Origin of the sequence: Nonomuraea roseoviolacea subsp. carminata (genome assembly GCF_024172185.1) — a bacterium.
Lineage (GTDB): Bacteria > Actinomycetota > Actinomycetes > Streptosporangiales > Streptosporangiaceae > Nonomuraea > Nonomuraea roseoviolacea.
In genome coordinates this window covers 6,473,883-6,489,029 of record NZ_JAMZEC010000001.1, presented here as the reverse complement: position 1 = coordinate 6,489,029, position 15,147 = coordinate 6,473,883, and the positions used below count along the sequence as shown (strand labels likewise).

Below are 15,147 nucleotides of genomic sequence, written 5' to 3'. Positions count from 1 at the left end.
CCACCAAAGACGGCACACCTTGCGCCGACCCCGACATCTGCCGAGGAAGAACCGGAGCCATCCCAGCGTCAGCAGCCAAGGCTACCTGCGCGGCAACCGTCGCCGACGCTGGCAGCGCCTGTAACGCGACCAGCCCCGGCAGCACCCCTGCCACCACGACAACAGACCGTGCAGCCGAACGAGCCCACGACAGACTACGGCGCATGCGTCATCACACTCCGAACCACAACAACGGCGACCAAAGGACAATGGACGTCGCTCTCCGCCGCGGCATACAGGTGCCTAGCCAGGTGGCTCGGAGCAGATCACTATCTGACGATCAAGGTAAATAGATCGTGATCCGCACAGCAAGAGGGCAAAGGTCACAAACCGGAAACCGGCCCTGTCGGGTGCGTGACCCTCCGTAAGAACGTGCCAATCACGCCCGGTCGATGTGCTCGCGGACCCGCCGCAGCTCCTCCGCGATCCCCGCCAGCGTCCAGTGCGCGTTCAACCCGCTCGGGTTCGGCAGCACCCACACCGGCACCCCGCCCACCGGCTCCTCCTGCAACCCCACCACCGCTTTGGGGCGGGCGAAAGCGGTCCGGTACGCCGACACCCCCAGCACAGCCAACACCTTGGGGCCTACGCGAGCCACCAACTCCTCCAACCGACGACCGCCCTCCACCAGCTCCTCGCGCGTCAGCTCCGAGGCCTTCGCGCTCGCCCGGGCCACCACGTTCGTGATGCCGAGGCCGTACGACGGGAGCAGGTGCTGTTCGGACGGGGCGAGGAGGCGGGGGGTGAAGCCCGACAGGTGCAGGGCGGGCCAGAAGCGGTTGCCGGGGCGGGCGAAGTGGTGGCCCGTGGCCTCCGACATGAGGCCGGGGTTGATGCCGCAGAACAGGACGTCCAGTGAGGGGCCGAGCACGTCGTCGATCACGTCCCGGAGGGTAGTCGATCCGTGCGGTCCCGTGGCGGTGAGGTGCCCGCCGTGCACGGCTCCGCCCCGAAGGCCGGAACGGGGCCGCGCACCGGTAGGTCAGCCCATCTCCTCCAGCGGCCGGCCCTTGGTCTCCTTCACCCACCGGGTGACGAAGATGAACGACAGGACGGCGAAGGCCGAGTACATGGCGTAGGTGAGCGGCAGGTTCCAGGCCGACAGCGCCGGGAACGACACCGTGATCGCCCAGTTGGCGATCCACTGGGCCGCGGCGGCCACGCCGAGGGCGGCGGCGCGGATACGGTTGGGGAACATCTCGCCCAGCAGGACCCAGACCACCACGCCCCAGGAGAGGGCGAAGAACAGCACGAACACGTTGGCCGCGAGCAGCGCGATGAGGCCCTGCGGGTCGGGCAGCGAGACCTGCCCGTTCACCGTGCGGGCGAAGCTGAAGGCCCAGGCGGCGGTGCCGAGCGAGACGGCCATGCCGGCCGACCCGATGAGCAGCAGCGGCTTGCGTCCGATCCGGTCGACGAGGGCGATCGCGATGAACGTACCGATGATGTTGATGACCGAGCTGGAGAAGCTGATCAGCAGGGAGTTGGCCTGGGTGACGCCGACCGACTGCCACAGCACCGTCGAGTAGTAGAAGATCACGTTGATGCCGACGAACTGCTGGAAGACCGACAGGGTGATGCCGACCCACACGATCGGCAGCAGCCCGAGCGCGGGACCCCGCAGGTCCTTCATCGTCGGCCGGCGCTCGGTGCGCAGCACGTGCTGGATCTCGTGGACGCGGTCGTCGATGTTGACGCTGGAGCCCTCGACCTCCACCAGCACCTTCCGGGCCTGCTCCGTGCGACCCGCCATGATCAGGTAGCGGGGCGACTCGGGGATCGTCGAGGCGAACAGCAGGTAGAGCAGGGCCGGCACGACGCAGGCGCCGAGCATCCACTGCCAGGCCTGCAGCCCCCACAGGGGGTCGTTCACGTTGCCGCCGGCCACCCGCGCCAGCGCGTAGTTGACGAGCTGCGACACGGCGATGCCGAGCACGATCGCGAGCTGCTGGAAGGACCCCAGTCGGCCGCGGTAGGCGGGCGGCGCCACCTCCGCGATGTACGCCGGCCCGAGCACCGAGGCCATGCCGATGGCCACGCCCGCCAGGAGCCGCCACACCCCGAGGTCCCAGACGCTGAACGGCAGCATCTGCCCGATCGAGCTGATCGCGAACAGGATGGCCGCCACCTGCATGGTCCGCGTGCGGCCCCAGCGGTCGGCCAGGTTGCCGCCGACCCAGGCGCCGAGGGCCGAGCCGAGCAGCGCGATGGCCACCACGAGGCCGATCTCGACCGGCCCGACGTGGAAGTACTTCTGGATGCCGACGACAGCGCCGTTGATCACGGCGCTGTCGTAGCCGAAGAGGAACCCGCCTATGGCCGCCGCGGCGGTGATGAAGACGACATGTCCCAGGTTCTCCTGATGAGCGGGTGCAGCCATCGCGGTCCCTCCTTATGGAACCGGCATCTACCCGTCAGAAGGCACCTATACCGTCGGCCTTACGCAATCTTGACGCGGGACCTCACAGCCAGCCCATGCGCTGTGCGGTGCGGATGGCCTCCAGCCGGTTCTGCGCGTTGAGCTTGGTCATCGCGCTCGACAGGTAGTTGCGCACCGTCCCCTCGGTCAGGTGCAGCTCGCCCGCGATCCGCGCGATCGTCGCGCCGTCGCCCGCCAGGCGCAGCGCGTCGCGCTCCCGGTCGGTGAGGGGGCTGTCGCCCGCGGCCATCGCGGCGGCGGCCAGCTCGGCGTCGAGGTAGCGCCCGCCCGACTGGACCTTGCGGATGGCCATGGCCAGCTCCTCGGCGGAGGCGTCCTTGCCGAGGAAGCCGCTGACGCCGGCGGCCATCGCCCGCCGCAGGTAGCCGGGCCGGCCCAGGCTGGTCAGGATGACGATCTTGCACTGGGAGCTGATCTGCTCGGCGGCGCTCAGACCGTCCATGCCGGGCATCTCGATGTCGAGCACGGCCACGTCGGGGCGGTGCTCGGTCACGGCGGCCAGCACCTGGTCGCCCCTGCCCACCTGGGCGACCACCTCGATGCCGTCCTCCAGGTCGAGCAGCGCGGCCAGGGCGCCGCGGATCAGGTGCTCGTCGTCGGCCAGCAGCACGCGCGTCGTCATCCCGCCATCCCCCTCACGTTCGTGCACGTGCTCATGCCGGCACCGCCGCGCGCAGCACGTACGCGCCCTCGCGCGTGGGGGCGGCCTGCAGCGTGCCGCCCGCCGCGCTGACCCGCCGCGACAGGCCGCCGAGCCCGTCCGGCGCGTGCTCGCCCACCGGGCCGCTCACCCCGTCGTTGGACATCTCCAGCACCCCATCCTTGATCGTGATCGTGCAGCGCTCCGCCTTGCTGTGCTTGAGCACGTTCGTCGCGCCTTCCCGGACGACGGTCGCGAGCAGCGTACGGGTCTCGGGGCCGAGCGCCGCGGTGTCGGCGTCCACGGCGCAGCGCACGCCCGCCGCCTCCAGGACCGCCCGCACACTGGCGAGCACCTCGTCCAGGTCGAGCCGGCGATAGCTCTGCACGGTCGCGCGCACCTCGCGCAACGCCTGCCGCGCCGCGTCGCGCACCTCGTACATGCGCCGGGCCGCCGCCTCCGGGTCGGAGGCGAGCAGTTCCTCGGCCCGCGCGGCGCCGGCCGAGATGCCGGACAGGCTCTGCCCGAGCAGGTCGTTGAGGTCGCGGGCGAACCGCAGCCGCTCCTCGGAGACGGCCAGCAACGCCCTGGCCTCCTGGCCCTCGTGGGCCTCCTTGGCCAGCCGCCACAGCCACAGGTTCGCGCCGACGCAGCCCAGGACGAACACGGTGATGCCCGTCTGGAGGGCGACGACGGCCCAGAGCACCTCCGCTTCGAGCAGCGCCAGGTAGGCGTTGAACGCCACCACCGACGCCACGGCCGCCGCGACGACGACGCGCCGGCGCGCGTACGGCAGCAGCATGCCCAGCCACAGCACCGGCGCCCAGATCACCAAGAAGGCCGACAGTACGAGCGCGACCACCCCGGACACCCACAGCAGGGCCGTGGGCCGGTCGCCGCCCCTGACCGCGAGGCGCAGGCTCCGGGCCGCGAGCACGAACAGGACGACCAGCAGCAGGCCCACCGCGATCGCCGGTAACGCCCCCATCTGGCCCCGCTCCCAGCGCACGTACAGCTCCAGGAGGCCGGTCAGGGCGACGAGGCTGATGAGGTCCGTGGAGTAGACGATGAGCCACCGGACCTTGTCCAGCCTCGTCGGCCGCCTGAGCCGGAGCCGGCCGGCCCGGAGCCGCCCGGCCCGCGTCCGCGCGGCGCCCCTCCATCCGGTTCCCGCCGGGATCCGGCTCGCCTCCCCGCTCACGCCGGCACCACCGCCTTCAGCACGAACTCGCCGGCGGGGCCCGGCCCGGCCGTGAACGAGCCGCCCGCGGCGTCCAGCCGCTCCGCCAGGCCCCGCAGCCCGCTGCCGCCGGTCGCCTCACCCAGGAGGACGGGGACGCGGACGCCGTCGTTGCGCATCTCCAGCGCGCCGTCGCGGATCGTGATCGAGCACCGCGTGGCCGTGCTGTGCTTGAGGACGTTCGTGGCCCCCTCGCGGACCGCCCAGGCGAGCAGCGCGCGGGCGGCGGGCGACAGGCCGGCCGTGGCGGCGTCGATCTCGCAGCGGGCGCCGGCCGCCTCCAGCGCGGCTCGCACGCCGTCGAGCTCCTCGTCCAGGTCGAGGGTCCGGTAGCCGTCCACGGCGACCTGCACCTCGGCCAGCGCCTCCACGGCCAGCCGTCGCACGTCGGCCATCTCCCGCGCCGCGCGGCCCTCGGCCGCGTCCCGGGTGGCCAGCTTGGCGGCCAGCTCGCTCTTCAGAGAGATCACCGACAGGCTGTGCCCGAGCAGGTCGTGCAGGTCGCGGGCGAAGCGCAGCCGCTCCTCCGCCACGGCCAGGCTCGCCTTGGCCTCCTTGCCGTCGTGGGCGTCCCTGATCGTCCACCACAGCCACCGCCACAGCCACATGGCGACGGCCATCAACACGGCCGTGATCGCCTGGACGAGCAGCACCGGCTGCCACGGCTGGCGCGTGGTGAGGACGACCGCGGCGGTCGACAGCGCCACGACGACCGCACCGGTGCAGACGGCCGCCCAGACCCGCAGGTACAGCACCGCCACCGACAGCCACAGGTACGTCACCATCGCCCACAGCCCGTCGCCGCTCGCGGTGGACACGGGCGGCAGCAGCGCCACCGCGCCCGCCGCCAGCAGCCCCGCCGCCACCAGCCGCACGCTGGGCGCCGGACGGGTGTCGAACGCCTCACGCAGCAGGAACGGGACGAGCCCGCACACGCCGACCAGGCAGACGCCCGCGGCCACGGCGTGCGGCACGGAGACCTTTCCCTCCACGGCCACGGTCACCACCATGCCCACGAAGGCGAGCGCCATCAGGGCGACCGCGCCGTCCATCCAGTGGACGAGGACCTTGCGCGCCGTGAGCGCCTGGCCTGCCACCGCCCTCCCCCTCGCCGGCGACGTCATCTTCACTTGCCGGAATCCTATAGTTCGGGACAAGGCATGGCATCGGGGACGTCAAGGGACCGGGGGCGGCGCAGCCGGGATCAGGCCAGCGTGTGCGCCAGGACGCGGGCCACGGCGGGCTCCGGTTCGGCGCCGCGCAGGGACAGCCAGGCCAGGTCGTTGCGGGCGGCGAACGTGGCCAGCGCCCGGGCGTCGGTCTCGTTCAGGTCGGCGGCGTCGTCCAGGACGGGGGTGAGGGCGACCTGGTGCCAGGCGTCGGCGGGGCCGTCCAGCCCCTGCACCCGGGCGACCTGGCGGACGGCCGCGCGCACGGCCGAGGCGACGCGGCGCATCCTGCCCGGGGACGAGCCGGACGGCTCGACCGTGGCCAGCAGGTTGACGGTGGCGATGTCGGCGCCGTACAGGCGGGTGAGGTGCAGCATGGTGACGTCGCGTTCGGCCAGGCCGTCGTCGTGCAGGGGCAGCGTGAACGTCACGGGCAGCCGCCGCTGCTGCTGGAGCAGCCGCAGGGCGCGGGCCCGGCGGACCACGGCGGGCCGGTCGGCGGCGTCGCGCGCCTCGACGTCGAGGTACGCGGCGCCGAGGCGGGAGAGGGCGGCGCCGTAGGCGGCGGCCAGGCCTTCCGGGGTGGGGCAGGCGGCGGCCAGGTCACGGCCGCGCGGGCCGCCGAGCACGAGGCCGGCGCCGCCCCCTTCGTCCCGCAATGCACGGATCTGTGTGGCCAGCGCGCGCTCCCGTTCCTCGTCGCCGGCGGATTCGCCCGGCTCGTCCGCGGCCGTGGTCGTGGGCTTCTCGGCCGGGGCGTCACCGTCCTCGGTCGCCTCCGGGGCCGCCAGGAGGGTGGGAGAAGGCGAGGGGGCGTCGTCCGCGGTCGGGGTCTTCGAGGACGGTGTGGAGGCGGTGGTCCAGGCGGGGGTGCAGGGAGCCGGGCCGGCGACCAGGTGGGCGAGGGCGTACCAGCGCGCCCCCGTGCGCCGGGCGTCGTCGGCGAGGTCGAAGCCCTGGTCGCGGCCGGGCTCGGCGAAGCGGACGAACGACGCGGGCCCCGTGGCGGCGGACGAGGTCGCCCCGGGCGGCCGGGGACGGGCGAGCGCCGGGGACATCGACGGCGGCACGAGGTCGGGCAGGGCGCGGGCCGGCAGCAGCGTGACCGACACCGCGGTCACGCCCGCGAGCGCCAGCGCGGCCAGGAACGCCAGCGGGCGCGGAAGCCTGCCGTCGGACAGCCGCGAACCAGACATGCGCCACCCCGAGTCGTCGGCCGATCACACAGAGCGTCGACCGACGACGGTAGCAAGCCGGACGGCTTCGCCGGGGCCGTTCTCCGGATGCCGTCCGCTCTATGCCGATAATGACGACATGAAGTTGCGGATCTTCACGGAGCCCCAGGAGGGCGCCACCTATGACGACCTGCTCGCCGTCGCGCAGGCGACCGAGCGGCTGGGCTTCGACGCGTTCTTCCGGTCCGACCACTACCTGCGCATCACCGCCGGCGACCCGGGGCCGGGCTCCACGGACGCGTGGACGATGCTGGCCGGGCTGGCGCGGGAGACGTCCAGGATCAGGCTCGGCACGCTGGTGACCCCGGCGACGTTCCGGCTGCCGGGACCGCTGGCGATCACCGTCGCGCAGGTGGACCAGATGAGCGGCGGCCGGGTCGAGCTGGGCCTCGGCACGGGCTGGTACGACCGTGAGCACGCCGCGTACGGCATCCCGTTCCCGCCGGGGAAGGAGCGCTTCGGCCGGTTCGAGGAGCAGTTGGAGATCGTCCGCGGGCTCTGGACGTCCGACGGCCCGTACTCGTTCGAGGGCGCCTACTACCGGCTGGTCGACTCGCCCGCGCTGCCCAAGCCGGTGCAGCGCCCGAGCCCGCCGATCATCATCGGCGGCGTCGGCGCCAAGCGCACGCCCCGGCTGGCGGCGACGTACGCCGACGAGTACAACGTGCCGTTCCACACGCCCGAGGAGACGGGCGCGGCCTTCGACCGGGTACGGCGGGCGGCCGAGGAGACCGGGCGCGCGCTCGTGCTGTCGGCGGCGCAGACCGTGTGCGTGGGCCGCGACCAGGCCGAGCTGGAGCGGCGCGCGGCGGCGATCGGCACGAGCCTCGCCGACCTGCGCCGCAGCGGCCTCGCCGGCACTCCCGCCGAGGTGGTCGACAAGCTCGGGCGGCTCGGGGAGCTGGGGGCTGAGCGGGTGTACCTCCAGGTGATGGACCTGTCGGACGCCGACCACCTGGAGCTCATCGCCGCCGAGGTGCTGCCGCACGTCTGATGTCCTGATGAGAGGCCGGTGGAGCCGATATATCGGTTGGCGTGGTTCGTCCAGGACCGGCACACTTGGCGGGTGCTGCTGACGATCTCGACGACCGCGAGACCGGCGACCGACCTGGGCTTCCTGCTGCACAAGCATCCCGACCGGGTGCAGGAGTTCGGGCAGTCGTCCGGCAAGGCCACCGTGTTCTACCCGGAGGCGGGCGAGGAGCGCTGCACCGCCGCCCTCCTCCTGGAGGTCGACCCGGTGACGCTGGCCCGCTCGCGCGGGAAGGGCTCGCCGGACTTCAGCCTGTCGCAGTACGTCAACGACCGGCCCTACGCCGCCTCGTCGCTGCTGGCCGTCGCGCTGGCCGACGTGTTCCGCACCGCGCGGGCGGGGCGGTGCGCGGCCCGGCCGGAGCTGGCGGCCGCGCCGCTGCCGCTGGAGGTCCGGCTGCCCGCGCTGCCCTGCCGGGGCGGCCCCGACCTGGCGCGGCGGCTGTTCGAGCCGCTCGCCTGGGAGGTGTCCGCGGCGGCCGTGCCGCTCGACGAGGGGTTCCCCGAGTGGGGCGACTCGCGGTACGTGACGCTCACCCTCACCGGGACCGTGCGGCTGGCCGACGCGCTCAACCACCTGTACGTGCTGCTGCCCGTGCTCGACGACGCCAAGCACTACTGGATCGCGCCGGACGAGGTGGACAAGCTCGTCCGGGCCGGCGAGGGCTGGCTCGGCGCGCACCCGGAGCGGACGCTGATCACCCGGCGCTACCTCGGCCGGCGGTGGACGCTGGCCCGTACGGCGCTGGCGCGGCTGGCGGAGCTGGGCGACGAGACGGAGGAGGCGCTGGAGCCGGCCATCCCGGAGGAGCCCTCCCCCACGGCCCCGGCCACCCCGCCCGAGGGCGCGGACGGGCCGGATGAGACGCCCTCCGCCGACGTCGAGCACGACCCGGCGGCCCCCGGCGACGGTGCGCCGGATGCGACGGCCCCTGGCGACGGCGAGCCGGATGATACGGCCCCCGCCGACGGCGAGCCGGACGCGGCGGCGGCGGACGCCGGGCCGCGGTCGCTCAGCGGCAAGCGGCGCGAGGCCGTGCTGCGCACGCTGGAGGAGCTGGGCGCGACCAGCGTCATCGACCTCGGCTGCGGCCAGGGCGAGCTGGTCGGCGCGCTGCTGGCCCGCCCCCGCTTCGCCCGCGTGGGCGGCATGGACGTCTCCCCCATGGCCCTGACCATCGCGGCGCGCAAGCTGAAGCTGGAGCGCATGCCGGCCGCCAAGCGCGAGCGGCTGACCCTGTTCCAGGGGGCGCTCACGTACACCGACAAGCGGCTGACCGGCTACGACGCGGCCGTGCTCATGGAGGTGATCGAGCACGTGGACCCGCCGCGCCTGGCGGCGCTGGAGCGGGTCGTGTTCGGCCACGCCCGGCCCCGGCACGTGCTCGTCACCACCCCGAACATCGAGTACAACGTGCGCTACGAGTTCCTGACCGGGCTGCGCCACCCCGACCACCGCTTCGAGTGGACGCGGGCGGAGTTCGCGGCGTGGGCCGCGGAGGTGGCCGCCCGCCACGGCTACACCGTCGCCCTGTCACCCGTGGGCGAGGACGACCCCGAGGTCGGCCCGCCGACGCAGATGGGAGTGTTCACCCGTGATCAGCGTTCCTGAGCTGTCCCTGGTGGTGCTGGTGGGGGTGTCGGGCAGCGGGAAGTCGACGTTCGCGGCCCGGCACTTCAGGCCGACGCAGGTCATCTCGTCCGACTACTGCCGCGGCCTGGTCTCCGACGACGAGAACGACCAGGCGGCGACGCCGGCGGCGTTCGAGCTGCTGCACCACATCGTGGGCGTGCGCCTGTCGCGCGGCCTGCTCACCGTGGTGGACGCGACGAACGTGCAGTACGGCGCCCGCAAGGCGCTCATCGACCTGGCCCGGCGGCACGACGTGCTGGCCGACGCCATCGTGCTGGACGTGCCCGAGGAGACGGCGATCGAGCGCAACGCCGCCCGACCCGACCGCGACTTCGGGCCGGGCGTGGTGATCCGGCAGCGCAAGGAGCTGCGCCGCTCGCTGTCGAAGATCTCCAAGGACGGTTTCCGCCGGGTCCACGTGCTGCGCGGGATCGACGCCGTCGAGAGCGCCTCGGTCACGTTCGAGAAGGCGTGGACCGACAAGCGGGAGCTGACGGGCCCGTTCGACATTATCGGCGACGTGCACGGCTGCCGCGCCGAGCTGGAGGAGCTGCTCGCGCGGCTCGGCTGGCAGGGGCTGCGGCACCCGGAGGGGCGCACGGCGGTGTTCGTCGGCGACCTGGTGGACCGCGGCCCCGACACGCCGGGCGTGCTGCGCCTGGTCATGGACATGGTCGAGGCGGGCACGGCGCTGTGCGTGGCGGGCAACCACGAGCAGAAGCTGGTGCGCGCGCTCAACGGCCGCAACGTGCGGGCCACGCACGGGCTCCAGGAGTCGCTGGACCAGCTCGCCGCGCAGCCGCCGGAGTTCCGGGAGCGGGCGCGGGCGTTCATGGACGGGCTGATCAGCCACTACCAGCTCGACGACGGGCGGCTGGTCGTCGCGCACGCCGGGCTGAAGGAGTCCTTCCACGGGCGGGCCTCCGGCCGGGTCCGCTCGTTCGCCCTGTACGGGGAGACGACCGGCGAGACCGACGAGTACGGCCTGCCGGTGCGCTACCCGTGGGCCGACGACTACCGGGGCCGGGCGATGGTCGTCTACGGCCACACCCCGACCGTGCGGCCCGAGTGGGTCAACAACACGATCTGCCTCGACACGGGCTGCGTGTTCGGCGGCGAGCTGACCGCGCTGCGCTACCCGGAGCGGGAGCTGGTGAGCGTGCCGGCGCGGAAGGTCTGGTACGAGCCGGTCAAGCCGCTCGGCGACCCGCCCGCCTCGGCCCGCGAGCCGGGCATGCTGGACATCGACGACGTGCGGGGCACCCGGTACGTCGAGACCCGTTTCGGTCCCCGGGTCAAGGTGATGGAGGAGAACGCCGCCGCCGCGCTGGAGGTGATGAGCCGGTTCGCGGTGGACCCGCGCTGGCTGGTGTACCTGCCGCCGACGATGGCGCCGCCGGAGACGTCCACGCTCGACGGCTACCTGGAGCACCCGGCCGAGGCGTTCGCGGAGTTCGCCGCCGCCGGGGTCGGCGAGGTCGTGTGCGAGGAGAAGCACATGGGCTCGCGGGCCGTGGCGGTCCTCGCGCGGACGCCGGAGGCGGCGCGCGAGCGGTTCGGCGTCATGGACGGGAGCACGGGCGCGGTCTTCACGCGTACCGGCCGGCCGTTCTTCGCCGACAACGGGCCGCTCGTGGAGCGGCTGCGGGAGGCGTGCGCGCCGCTGTGGGCGGAGCTGGGCTCCGACTGGGTGGTGCTCGACTGCGAGCTGCTGCCCTGGTCGGCCAAGGCGGGCGAGCTGATCCGAACTCAGTACGCCTCGGTGGGCGCGGCGGCGCGGGTGGCGCTGCCCGAGGCCGTGTCGGCCCTGGAAGCGGCGGCCGGGCGCGGACTGGATGTGGGCGGACTGCTGTCGCGCACCCGGCGCCGCTCCTCCAACGCTGCCCTGTTCCGCGACGCCTACGCCCGGTACTGCTGGCCGGTCGACGGGCTGGACGGGGTGCGGGTGGCGCCGTTCCAGATCCTCGCCTGCGAGGGGCGGGCCACGGCGCTGGAGCCGCACGCCTGGCACCTGTCCACGCTGGCGCTGCTGGACTCGCCGCTGATCACGCACACGCGCCACCGGTTCGTGTCGCTGGAGTCGGAGGAGTCGCGGGCGGAGGCGGTGGCGTGGTGGGAGTCGCTGACGGCCGAGGGCGGCGAGGGCATGGTGGTCAAGCCCGCCGCGTACACGCCGGGGCGGGTCCAGCCGGGGGTGAAGGTCCGGGGCCGGGAGTACCTGCGCATCATCTACGGGCCGGACTACACCGAGTCGCTGGACGTGCTGCGCAGGCGCTTCCTCGGCAAGAAGCGGTCGATGGCGCTGCGGGAGTACGCGCTGGGGCTGGAGGCCCTGGCCCGGCTGTGCGAGGGAGAGCCGGCGTGGCGGGTCCACGAGCCGGTCTTCGCGGTCCTCGCCCTGGAGTCGGAGCCGGTGGACCCGCGCCTGTGAGCCCCTCGCCGAGGGCGGTTCACGGGCGGGGGCACCACTCGCGGACCGCCTCGACGATCTCGCCGGCCTGTTGCCTGGTCACGTCGGTGAAGCGTTCCTGGGCGTCGCTGACGAGTTCGTCCGGCGACTTGCCCTGACGGATGTCGCGGCAGGTGGCGCGGGACCGCCTCATCGCGGTGCCCTCCTCGGGCACCAGCCACGGGGCGATGCCTTCGAGCCGGTGCAGGAACGCCGCGCGCCGGCCGGGGTCGGGGCTCGGCTGCGGCGGCGGGCCGGGACCGTCCTCGCCGGTGGCCGGGAGCGGCATGGCGGCGTGTCCCGCGTCCATGGTGGCGGACGGCCTCGGCGCTCCGGGGCTGAGGAGCCCGGCCACGACCAGGGCGACGCTCACCACGCCGACGAGCGCGGTCCCGGCCAGCGCCAGCACCCGCCTCTCAGCCCGCCGGCCCTGCGCGGGGCCGGGGTGGGGCGGCGGGGATATCTGCGGCGGCGGGGCCTGCGGTTGAGGAGGCATGGGGCGCACCGTACGCCCCACATGACCGCCGCCGTCCGCTTTCCCGGAAAAGGAACGACCGAAATGCGGATAAGGGACTGCCTCCAACTCGGGAGAGGGAGAAGCCCCCGCCGGTCCGGTGGCCGGCGGGGGCTTCGGCAGGGGGGATGAGACGTCAGGCCGCGAACTCCGTGACGTCCGCCTGCACCATGGGCGTCAGGCCGCTGACTCCGTGACCTCGGCCTCCAGCGGCATGACCGCGGCGATCAGGTCGGCGAAGTCCTTGCGCGGCACCTCCAGCACCACGTCCGGCCGGTCGACGTGGTGGATCTCGACGTGGTCGTTGAGCCGGCGCGCCACGACACTGCTGCTCATTCGTGCTCCTTCCGTCGGGAGACCTGCCTGCCGGTGGCCATGCCTCCGAGCCTGCGCGGACGACGTCTCGCAGCCGCCCGCGTCGCCCCGTTCCGTGAAGGCCCGGCCACCGTGGGTCAGCCTGCCACGCGCGGGGCTCCGGTACATCTGGCGCCGAGGGGAGCAGGTAGAGACACCCCCGCCCCGGAGAGCCATCTATGCGCCTCGGGTGAAGACCTGCCCGGCACATTTCCGCCTTTATCCGAGCGAATCCGGCGGAAGGTAGGCGGCCAGAACGTACAGCGTCCGGCGTCAGTGGCCGGACGCCGGGAGCTGGAAGTGCCAGATGATCATCGCGGGCACGTCGCCGTAAGCGGCCCGCGCGGCCTCCGGCACCAGTCCGGTCAGCGACCAGGGCCACACGTCCCAGACCTCGGCCACCTCCTCCGAGGAGGGGGCGGCCGCGGGCGGCGCTTCGGCCGCGGAAGGCGCATCCGCGATCCTCGGCTCCTCACAGCGGCGCACCCGCAACCCCGCCGCCAGGGCGGCGCGCACGTAGTCGCCGACCGCGTGACGGTAGGTGGCGATCCGGCCCGGCCGCCCGTCGGCCAGCCGTACGGGCGGGACGAAGCCCCGCGCCACCCCTTCGGGATGCATGTCGGAGACCACCACATGCCCTCCCGGACGCAGGACCCTGGCGAACTCGGCCATCGCCGGCCCGAGCGACGGGACGTGCGTCAGCGCCAGGGAGCAGACCACGAGGTCCACGGAGCCGTCCGGCACCGGCAGGTCGCCCAGGTCGCCGAGCGAGAACACGCCCTGCGGCACCCGGGCGCGCGCCCGGGCGAGCATGTCCGGCGAGCCGTCCACGCCGAGGACCCGGTGGCCACGCCGGGCCAGGGCCGCCGCGACCCGGCCGGTGCCGCAGGCCGCGTCCAGCGCGTCGCCCGCGGGGAGGTCGTCGAGGATGCGCCCGACGACGGGCTCCTCGATGTCGAACAGGCCGTTGGGCCCGTCGTAGGTGCCGGACCAGATGCGGTATCCCTCGGCGGCTTCCACGTCCGCCACCTCGACGGCCGCGCCCGCCAGCGCGTCGTCGTCGAGGAGCTCACGGATCTCGGCCAGCCGCGCCTCGACGAAGTCGCGGCCGAACTCACCCCTGAAGGAGCGCAGCAGCGCGGCCCCTTCGACGCCGAGCAGGTAGGCCAGGGGATGCTCGTAGATCACGGCGCGACCCTAACGACACCCGCCCCCGAGGCGCCATCCGATTTTCACCGCCGTACCGGGCCCACCAGGAGCGGGCCGCTCAGCATGCGCGGCGTGGGCACGACACCGGTGATCCGCGCCGCCAGGTGGAACGACCGCGCGACCGCGGTCGAGTAGAGGTCGTTCCAGTCTTCGTCCCCGGTCGCCGGCTCCGGAGGAAGGCCGACCTCACGCATGAGCTCGTTGAGCCGATCCGGATCACTGCCCGACCGCATGTCTGGCATGTAGGGATTGAAACAGGTGACGGTCTCGCCGTCGAGCGCGTAGGCGACACGATGGTTGGCGTAGTCGTGGCGTAAGACCGCCACCACCTCACAGCCGGAGGACAGTCTCGCCAGGGTGTCACCGCGGACGGCCTCCCCTCCGAACAGTTCGAGGGCCACGCACCAGTCGCCCGCCCGGACGACCCCCACGTGTCCGCCGCCCAGCGCGCCGCCGTACCTGTCGCCGAACTCGAACGCCGCATGACCGTACTCGTCCAGGCTCATCTCCCGCCCCTGCGGCCACCCTTGGGGCGCCTCCGGTCGCGCCTCCGGCGCCGGGAAGCGGCGCAACACCTCGGCCGGTTCGAGTCCACGGATGAAGGACAGGCAGAAGATCTCGTCGAGCAGGTCGTCCTCGTGCCCCGCCGGAACCGCGAGCCAGCGGTACGGGGCGAGCGGGTCGGTCGTCATCGCCATTCCTTGATCATCCCAGTTGTCGCGGGCGCGCTAGGCGGGGCGTGCCCCCTCAAGGTGTTCGACGCAGCGGCCCAGCAGGGCGATCAGGGTCTCGCGCTCCTCGTCGCTGAAGGCGCCGGCGAGCCCGCGTTCGACGCGTACGGCGTTGGCGTCGGCCGCGGCCATCACCTGCGCGCCCTTCGCGGTGAGCCGCGTCTCCAGGATGTTCTTGTGCCACTCGTGCGGCGTCCGCTCGATGAGGCCCTGCTCCTGGAGGTTCTTGAGAACGGTGTTCATGGTGGGCGGCGTCACGCCGCACGCCCGGGCGAGGGCGGCGGCCGAGATGCCCGGGCTCTGCGCCAGGTGGAGCAGGGCCGAGTACTGGGGCACGGTGAGTCCGGCGGGCCTCAGCGCGGCGTTCTTGGCCGCGTTGAGCGCCTGCTCCGCCCGCTTCAGGTGGAAGCCCAGGCGCTCGGGGACGGGCATCGAGGTCATCTCCGCATGGTAACGACCCTG

14 protein-coding genes are annotated in these 15,147 nt (G+C 73.4%); 3 read left to right on the top strand and 11 right to left on the bottom strand.

The window, feature by feature from the left end:
- Nucleotides 1–418 precede the first annotated feature (418 nt).
- The 6 genes from mug to HD595_RS29980 all read right to left on the bottom strand — a co-directional run bounded on the left by mug (nt 419) and on the right by HD595_RS29980 (nt 6,724).
- Complete coding sequence (gene mug / locus HD595_RS30005; RefSeq protein WP_253774816.1) at nt 419–922, bottom strand: G/U mismatch-specific DNA glycosylase; 504 nt, start codon at nt 920–922, stop codon at nt 419–421.
- A 99-nt stretch (nt 923–1,021) separates the two neighbouring features.
- The gene (locus HD595_RS30000) at nt 1,022–2,419 is read right to left on the bottom strand and encodes a sugar porter family MFS transporter (protein ID WP_253774814.1); all 1,398 of its coding nucleotides are present in this window, start codon (nt 2,417–2,419) and stop codon (nt 1,022–1,024) included.
- 82 nt (nt 2,420–2,501) lie between these two features.
- Nucleotides 2,502–3,101 carry a response regulator transcription factor gene (locus HD595_RS29995; protein WP_253774812.1) on the bottom strand — a complete coding sequence of 200 codons (600 nt, stop codon included), beginning with the start codon at nt 3,099–3,101 and terminating at the stop codon, nt 2,502–2,504.
- A 31-nt stretch (nt 3,102–3,132) separates the two neighbouring features.
- On the bottom strand, nt 3,133–4,320 hold the full coding sequence (locus HD595_RS29990) for a sensor histidine kinase (RefSeq protein ID WP_253774810.1): 1,188 nt from the start codon (nt 4,318–4,320) through the stop codon (nt 3,133–3,135).
- Complete coding sequence (locus tag HD595_RS46900; protein ID WP_253774808.1) at nt 4,317–5,456, bottom strand: sensor histidine kinase; 1,140 nt, start codon at nt 5,454–5,456, stop codon at nt 4,317–4,319. The genes HD595_RS29990 and HD595_RS46900 overlap by 4 nt, the downstream gene beginning before the upstream one ends.
- A gap of 107 nt (nt 5,457–5,563) precedes the next feature.
- Complete coding sequence (locus HD595_RS29980) at nt 5,564–6,724, bottom strand: hypothetical protein (RefSeq protein ID WP_253774806.1); 1,161 nt, start codon at nt 6,722–6,724, stop codon at nt 5,564–5,566.
- A gap of 118 nt (nt 6,725–6,842) precedes the next feature.
- Between HD595_RS29980 and HD595_RS29975 the strand changes: the two genes are divergently transcribed.
- From HD595_RS29975 to HD595_RS29965, 3 genes are all read left to right on the top strand, one after another.
- Nucleotides 6,843–7,757: an LLM class F420-dependent oxidoreductase gene (locus HD595_RS29975; RefSeq protein ID WP_253774804.1), complete on the top strand. Its 915-nt coding sequence runs from the start codon at nt 6,843–6,845 to the stop codon at nt 7,755–7,757.
- A 72-nt stretch (nt 7,758–7,829) separates the two neighbouring features.
- On the top strand, nt 7,830–9,407 hold the full coding sequence (locus HD595_RS29970; protein ID WP_253774802.1) for a 3' terminal RNA ribose 2'-O-methyltransferase Hen1: 1,578 nt from the start codon (nt 7,830–7,832) through the stop codon (nt 9,405–9,407).
- Nucleotides 9,391–11,859 (top strand): polynucleotide kinase-phosphatase, encoded by a 2,469-nt coding sequence (locus tag HD595_RS29965; protein WP_253774800.1) that lies wholly within the window; start codon nt 9,391–9,393, stop codon nt 11,857–11,859. The genes HD595_RS29970 and HD595_RS29965 overlap by 17 nt, the downstream gene beginning before the upstream one ends.
- A 19-nt stretch (nt 11,860–11,878) precedes the next feature.
- Here the strand turns inward: HD595_RS29965 and HD595_RS29960 are convergent, their stop codons facing one another.
- From HD595_RS29960 to HD595_RS29940, 5 genes are all read right to left on the bottom strand, one after another.
- Entirely contained in the window at nt 11,879–12,373 is a 495-nt protein-coding gene (locus HD595_RS29960) for a DUF732 domain-containing protein (RefSeq protein ID WP_253774798.1), read from the bottom strand.
- A gap of 195 nt (nt 12,374–12,568) precedes the next feature.
- Nucleotides 12,569–12,727, bottom strand: a complete 159-nt coding sequence (locus HD595_RS29955) for a hypothetical protein (protein WP_175588333.1) — start codon at nt 12,725–12,727, stop codon at nt 12,569–12,571.
- A gap of 291 nt (nt 12,728–13,018) precedes the next feature.
- The gene (locus HD595_RS29950; protein WP_253774797.1) at nt 13,019–13,933 is read right to left on the bottom strand and encodes a class I SAM-dependent methyltransferase; all 915 of its coding nucleotides are present in this window, start codon (nt 13,931–13,933) and stop codon (nt 13,019–13,021) included.
- 44 nt (nt 13,934–13,977) lie between these two features.
- On the bottom strand, nt 13,978–14,646 hold the full coding sequence (locus HD595_RS29945; RefSeq protein ID WP_253774794.1) for a DUF6461 domain-containing protein: 669 nt from the start codon (nt 14,644–14,646) through the stop codon (nt 13,978–13,980).
- 36 nt (nt 14,647–14,682) lie between these two features.
- Nucleotides 14,683–15,126, bottom strand: a complete 444-nt coding sequence (locus HD595_RS29940) for a MarR family winged helix-turn-helix transcriptional regulator (RefSeq protein WP_253774792.1) — start codon at nt 15,124–15,126, stop codon at nt 14,683–14,685.
- Nucleotides 15,127–15,147 lie beyond the last annotated feature (21 nt).

Excerpts from the sequence above, each read along its gene's own strand:
- HD595_RS30000 (WP_253774814.1), bottom strand. The coding sequence starts at position 2,419 with ATGGCTGCACCCGCTCATCAGGAGAACCTGGGACATGTCGTCTTCATC.
- HD595_RS29995 (WP_253774812.1), bottom strand. The coding sequence starts at position 3,101 with ATGACGACGCGCGTGCTGCTGGCCGACGACGAGCACCTGATCCGCGGC.
- HD595_RS29980 (WP_253774806.1), bottom strand. The coding sequence starts at position 6,724 with ATGTCTGGTTCGCGGCTGTCCGACGGCAGGCTTCCGCGCCCGCTGGCG.
- HD595_RS29975 (WP_253774804.1), top strand. The coding sequence starts at position 6,843 with ATGAAGTTGCGGATCTTCACGGAGCCCCAGGAGGGCGCCACCTATGAC.
- HD595_RS29960 (WP_253774798.1), bottom strand. The coding sequence starts at position 12,373 with ATGCCTCCTCAACCGCAGGCCCCGCCGCCGCAGATATCCCCGCCGCCC.
- HD595_RS29955 (WP_175588333.1), bottom strand. The coding sequence starts at position 12,727 with ATGAGCAGCAGTGTCGTGGCGCGCCGGCTCAACGACCACGTCGAGATC.
- HD595_RS29945 (WP_253774794.1), bottom strand. The coding sequence starts at position 14,646 with ATGACGACCGACCCGCTCGCCCCGTACCGCTGGCTCGCGGTTCCGGCG.
- HD595_RS29940 (WP_253774792.1), bottom strand. The coding sequence starts at position 15,126 with ATGACCTCGATGCCCGTCCCCGAGCGCCTGGGCTTCCACCTGAAGCGG.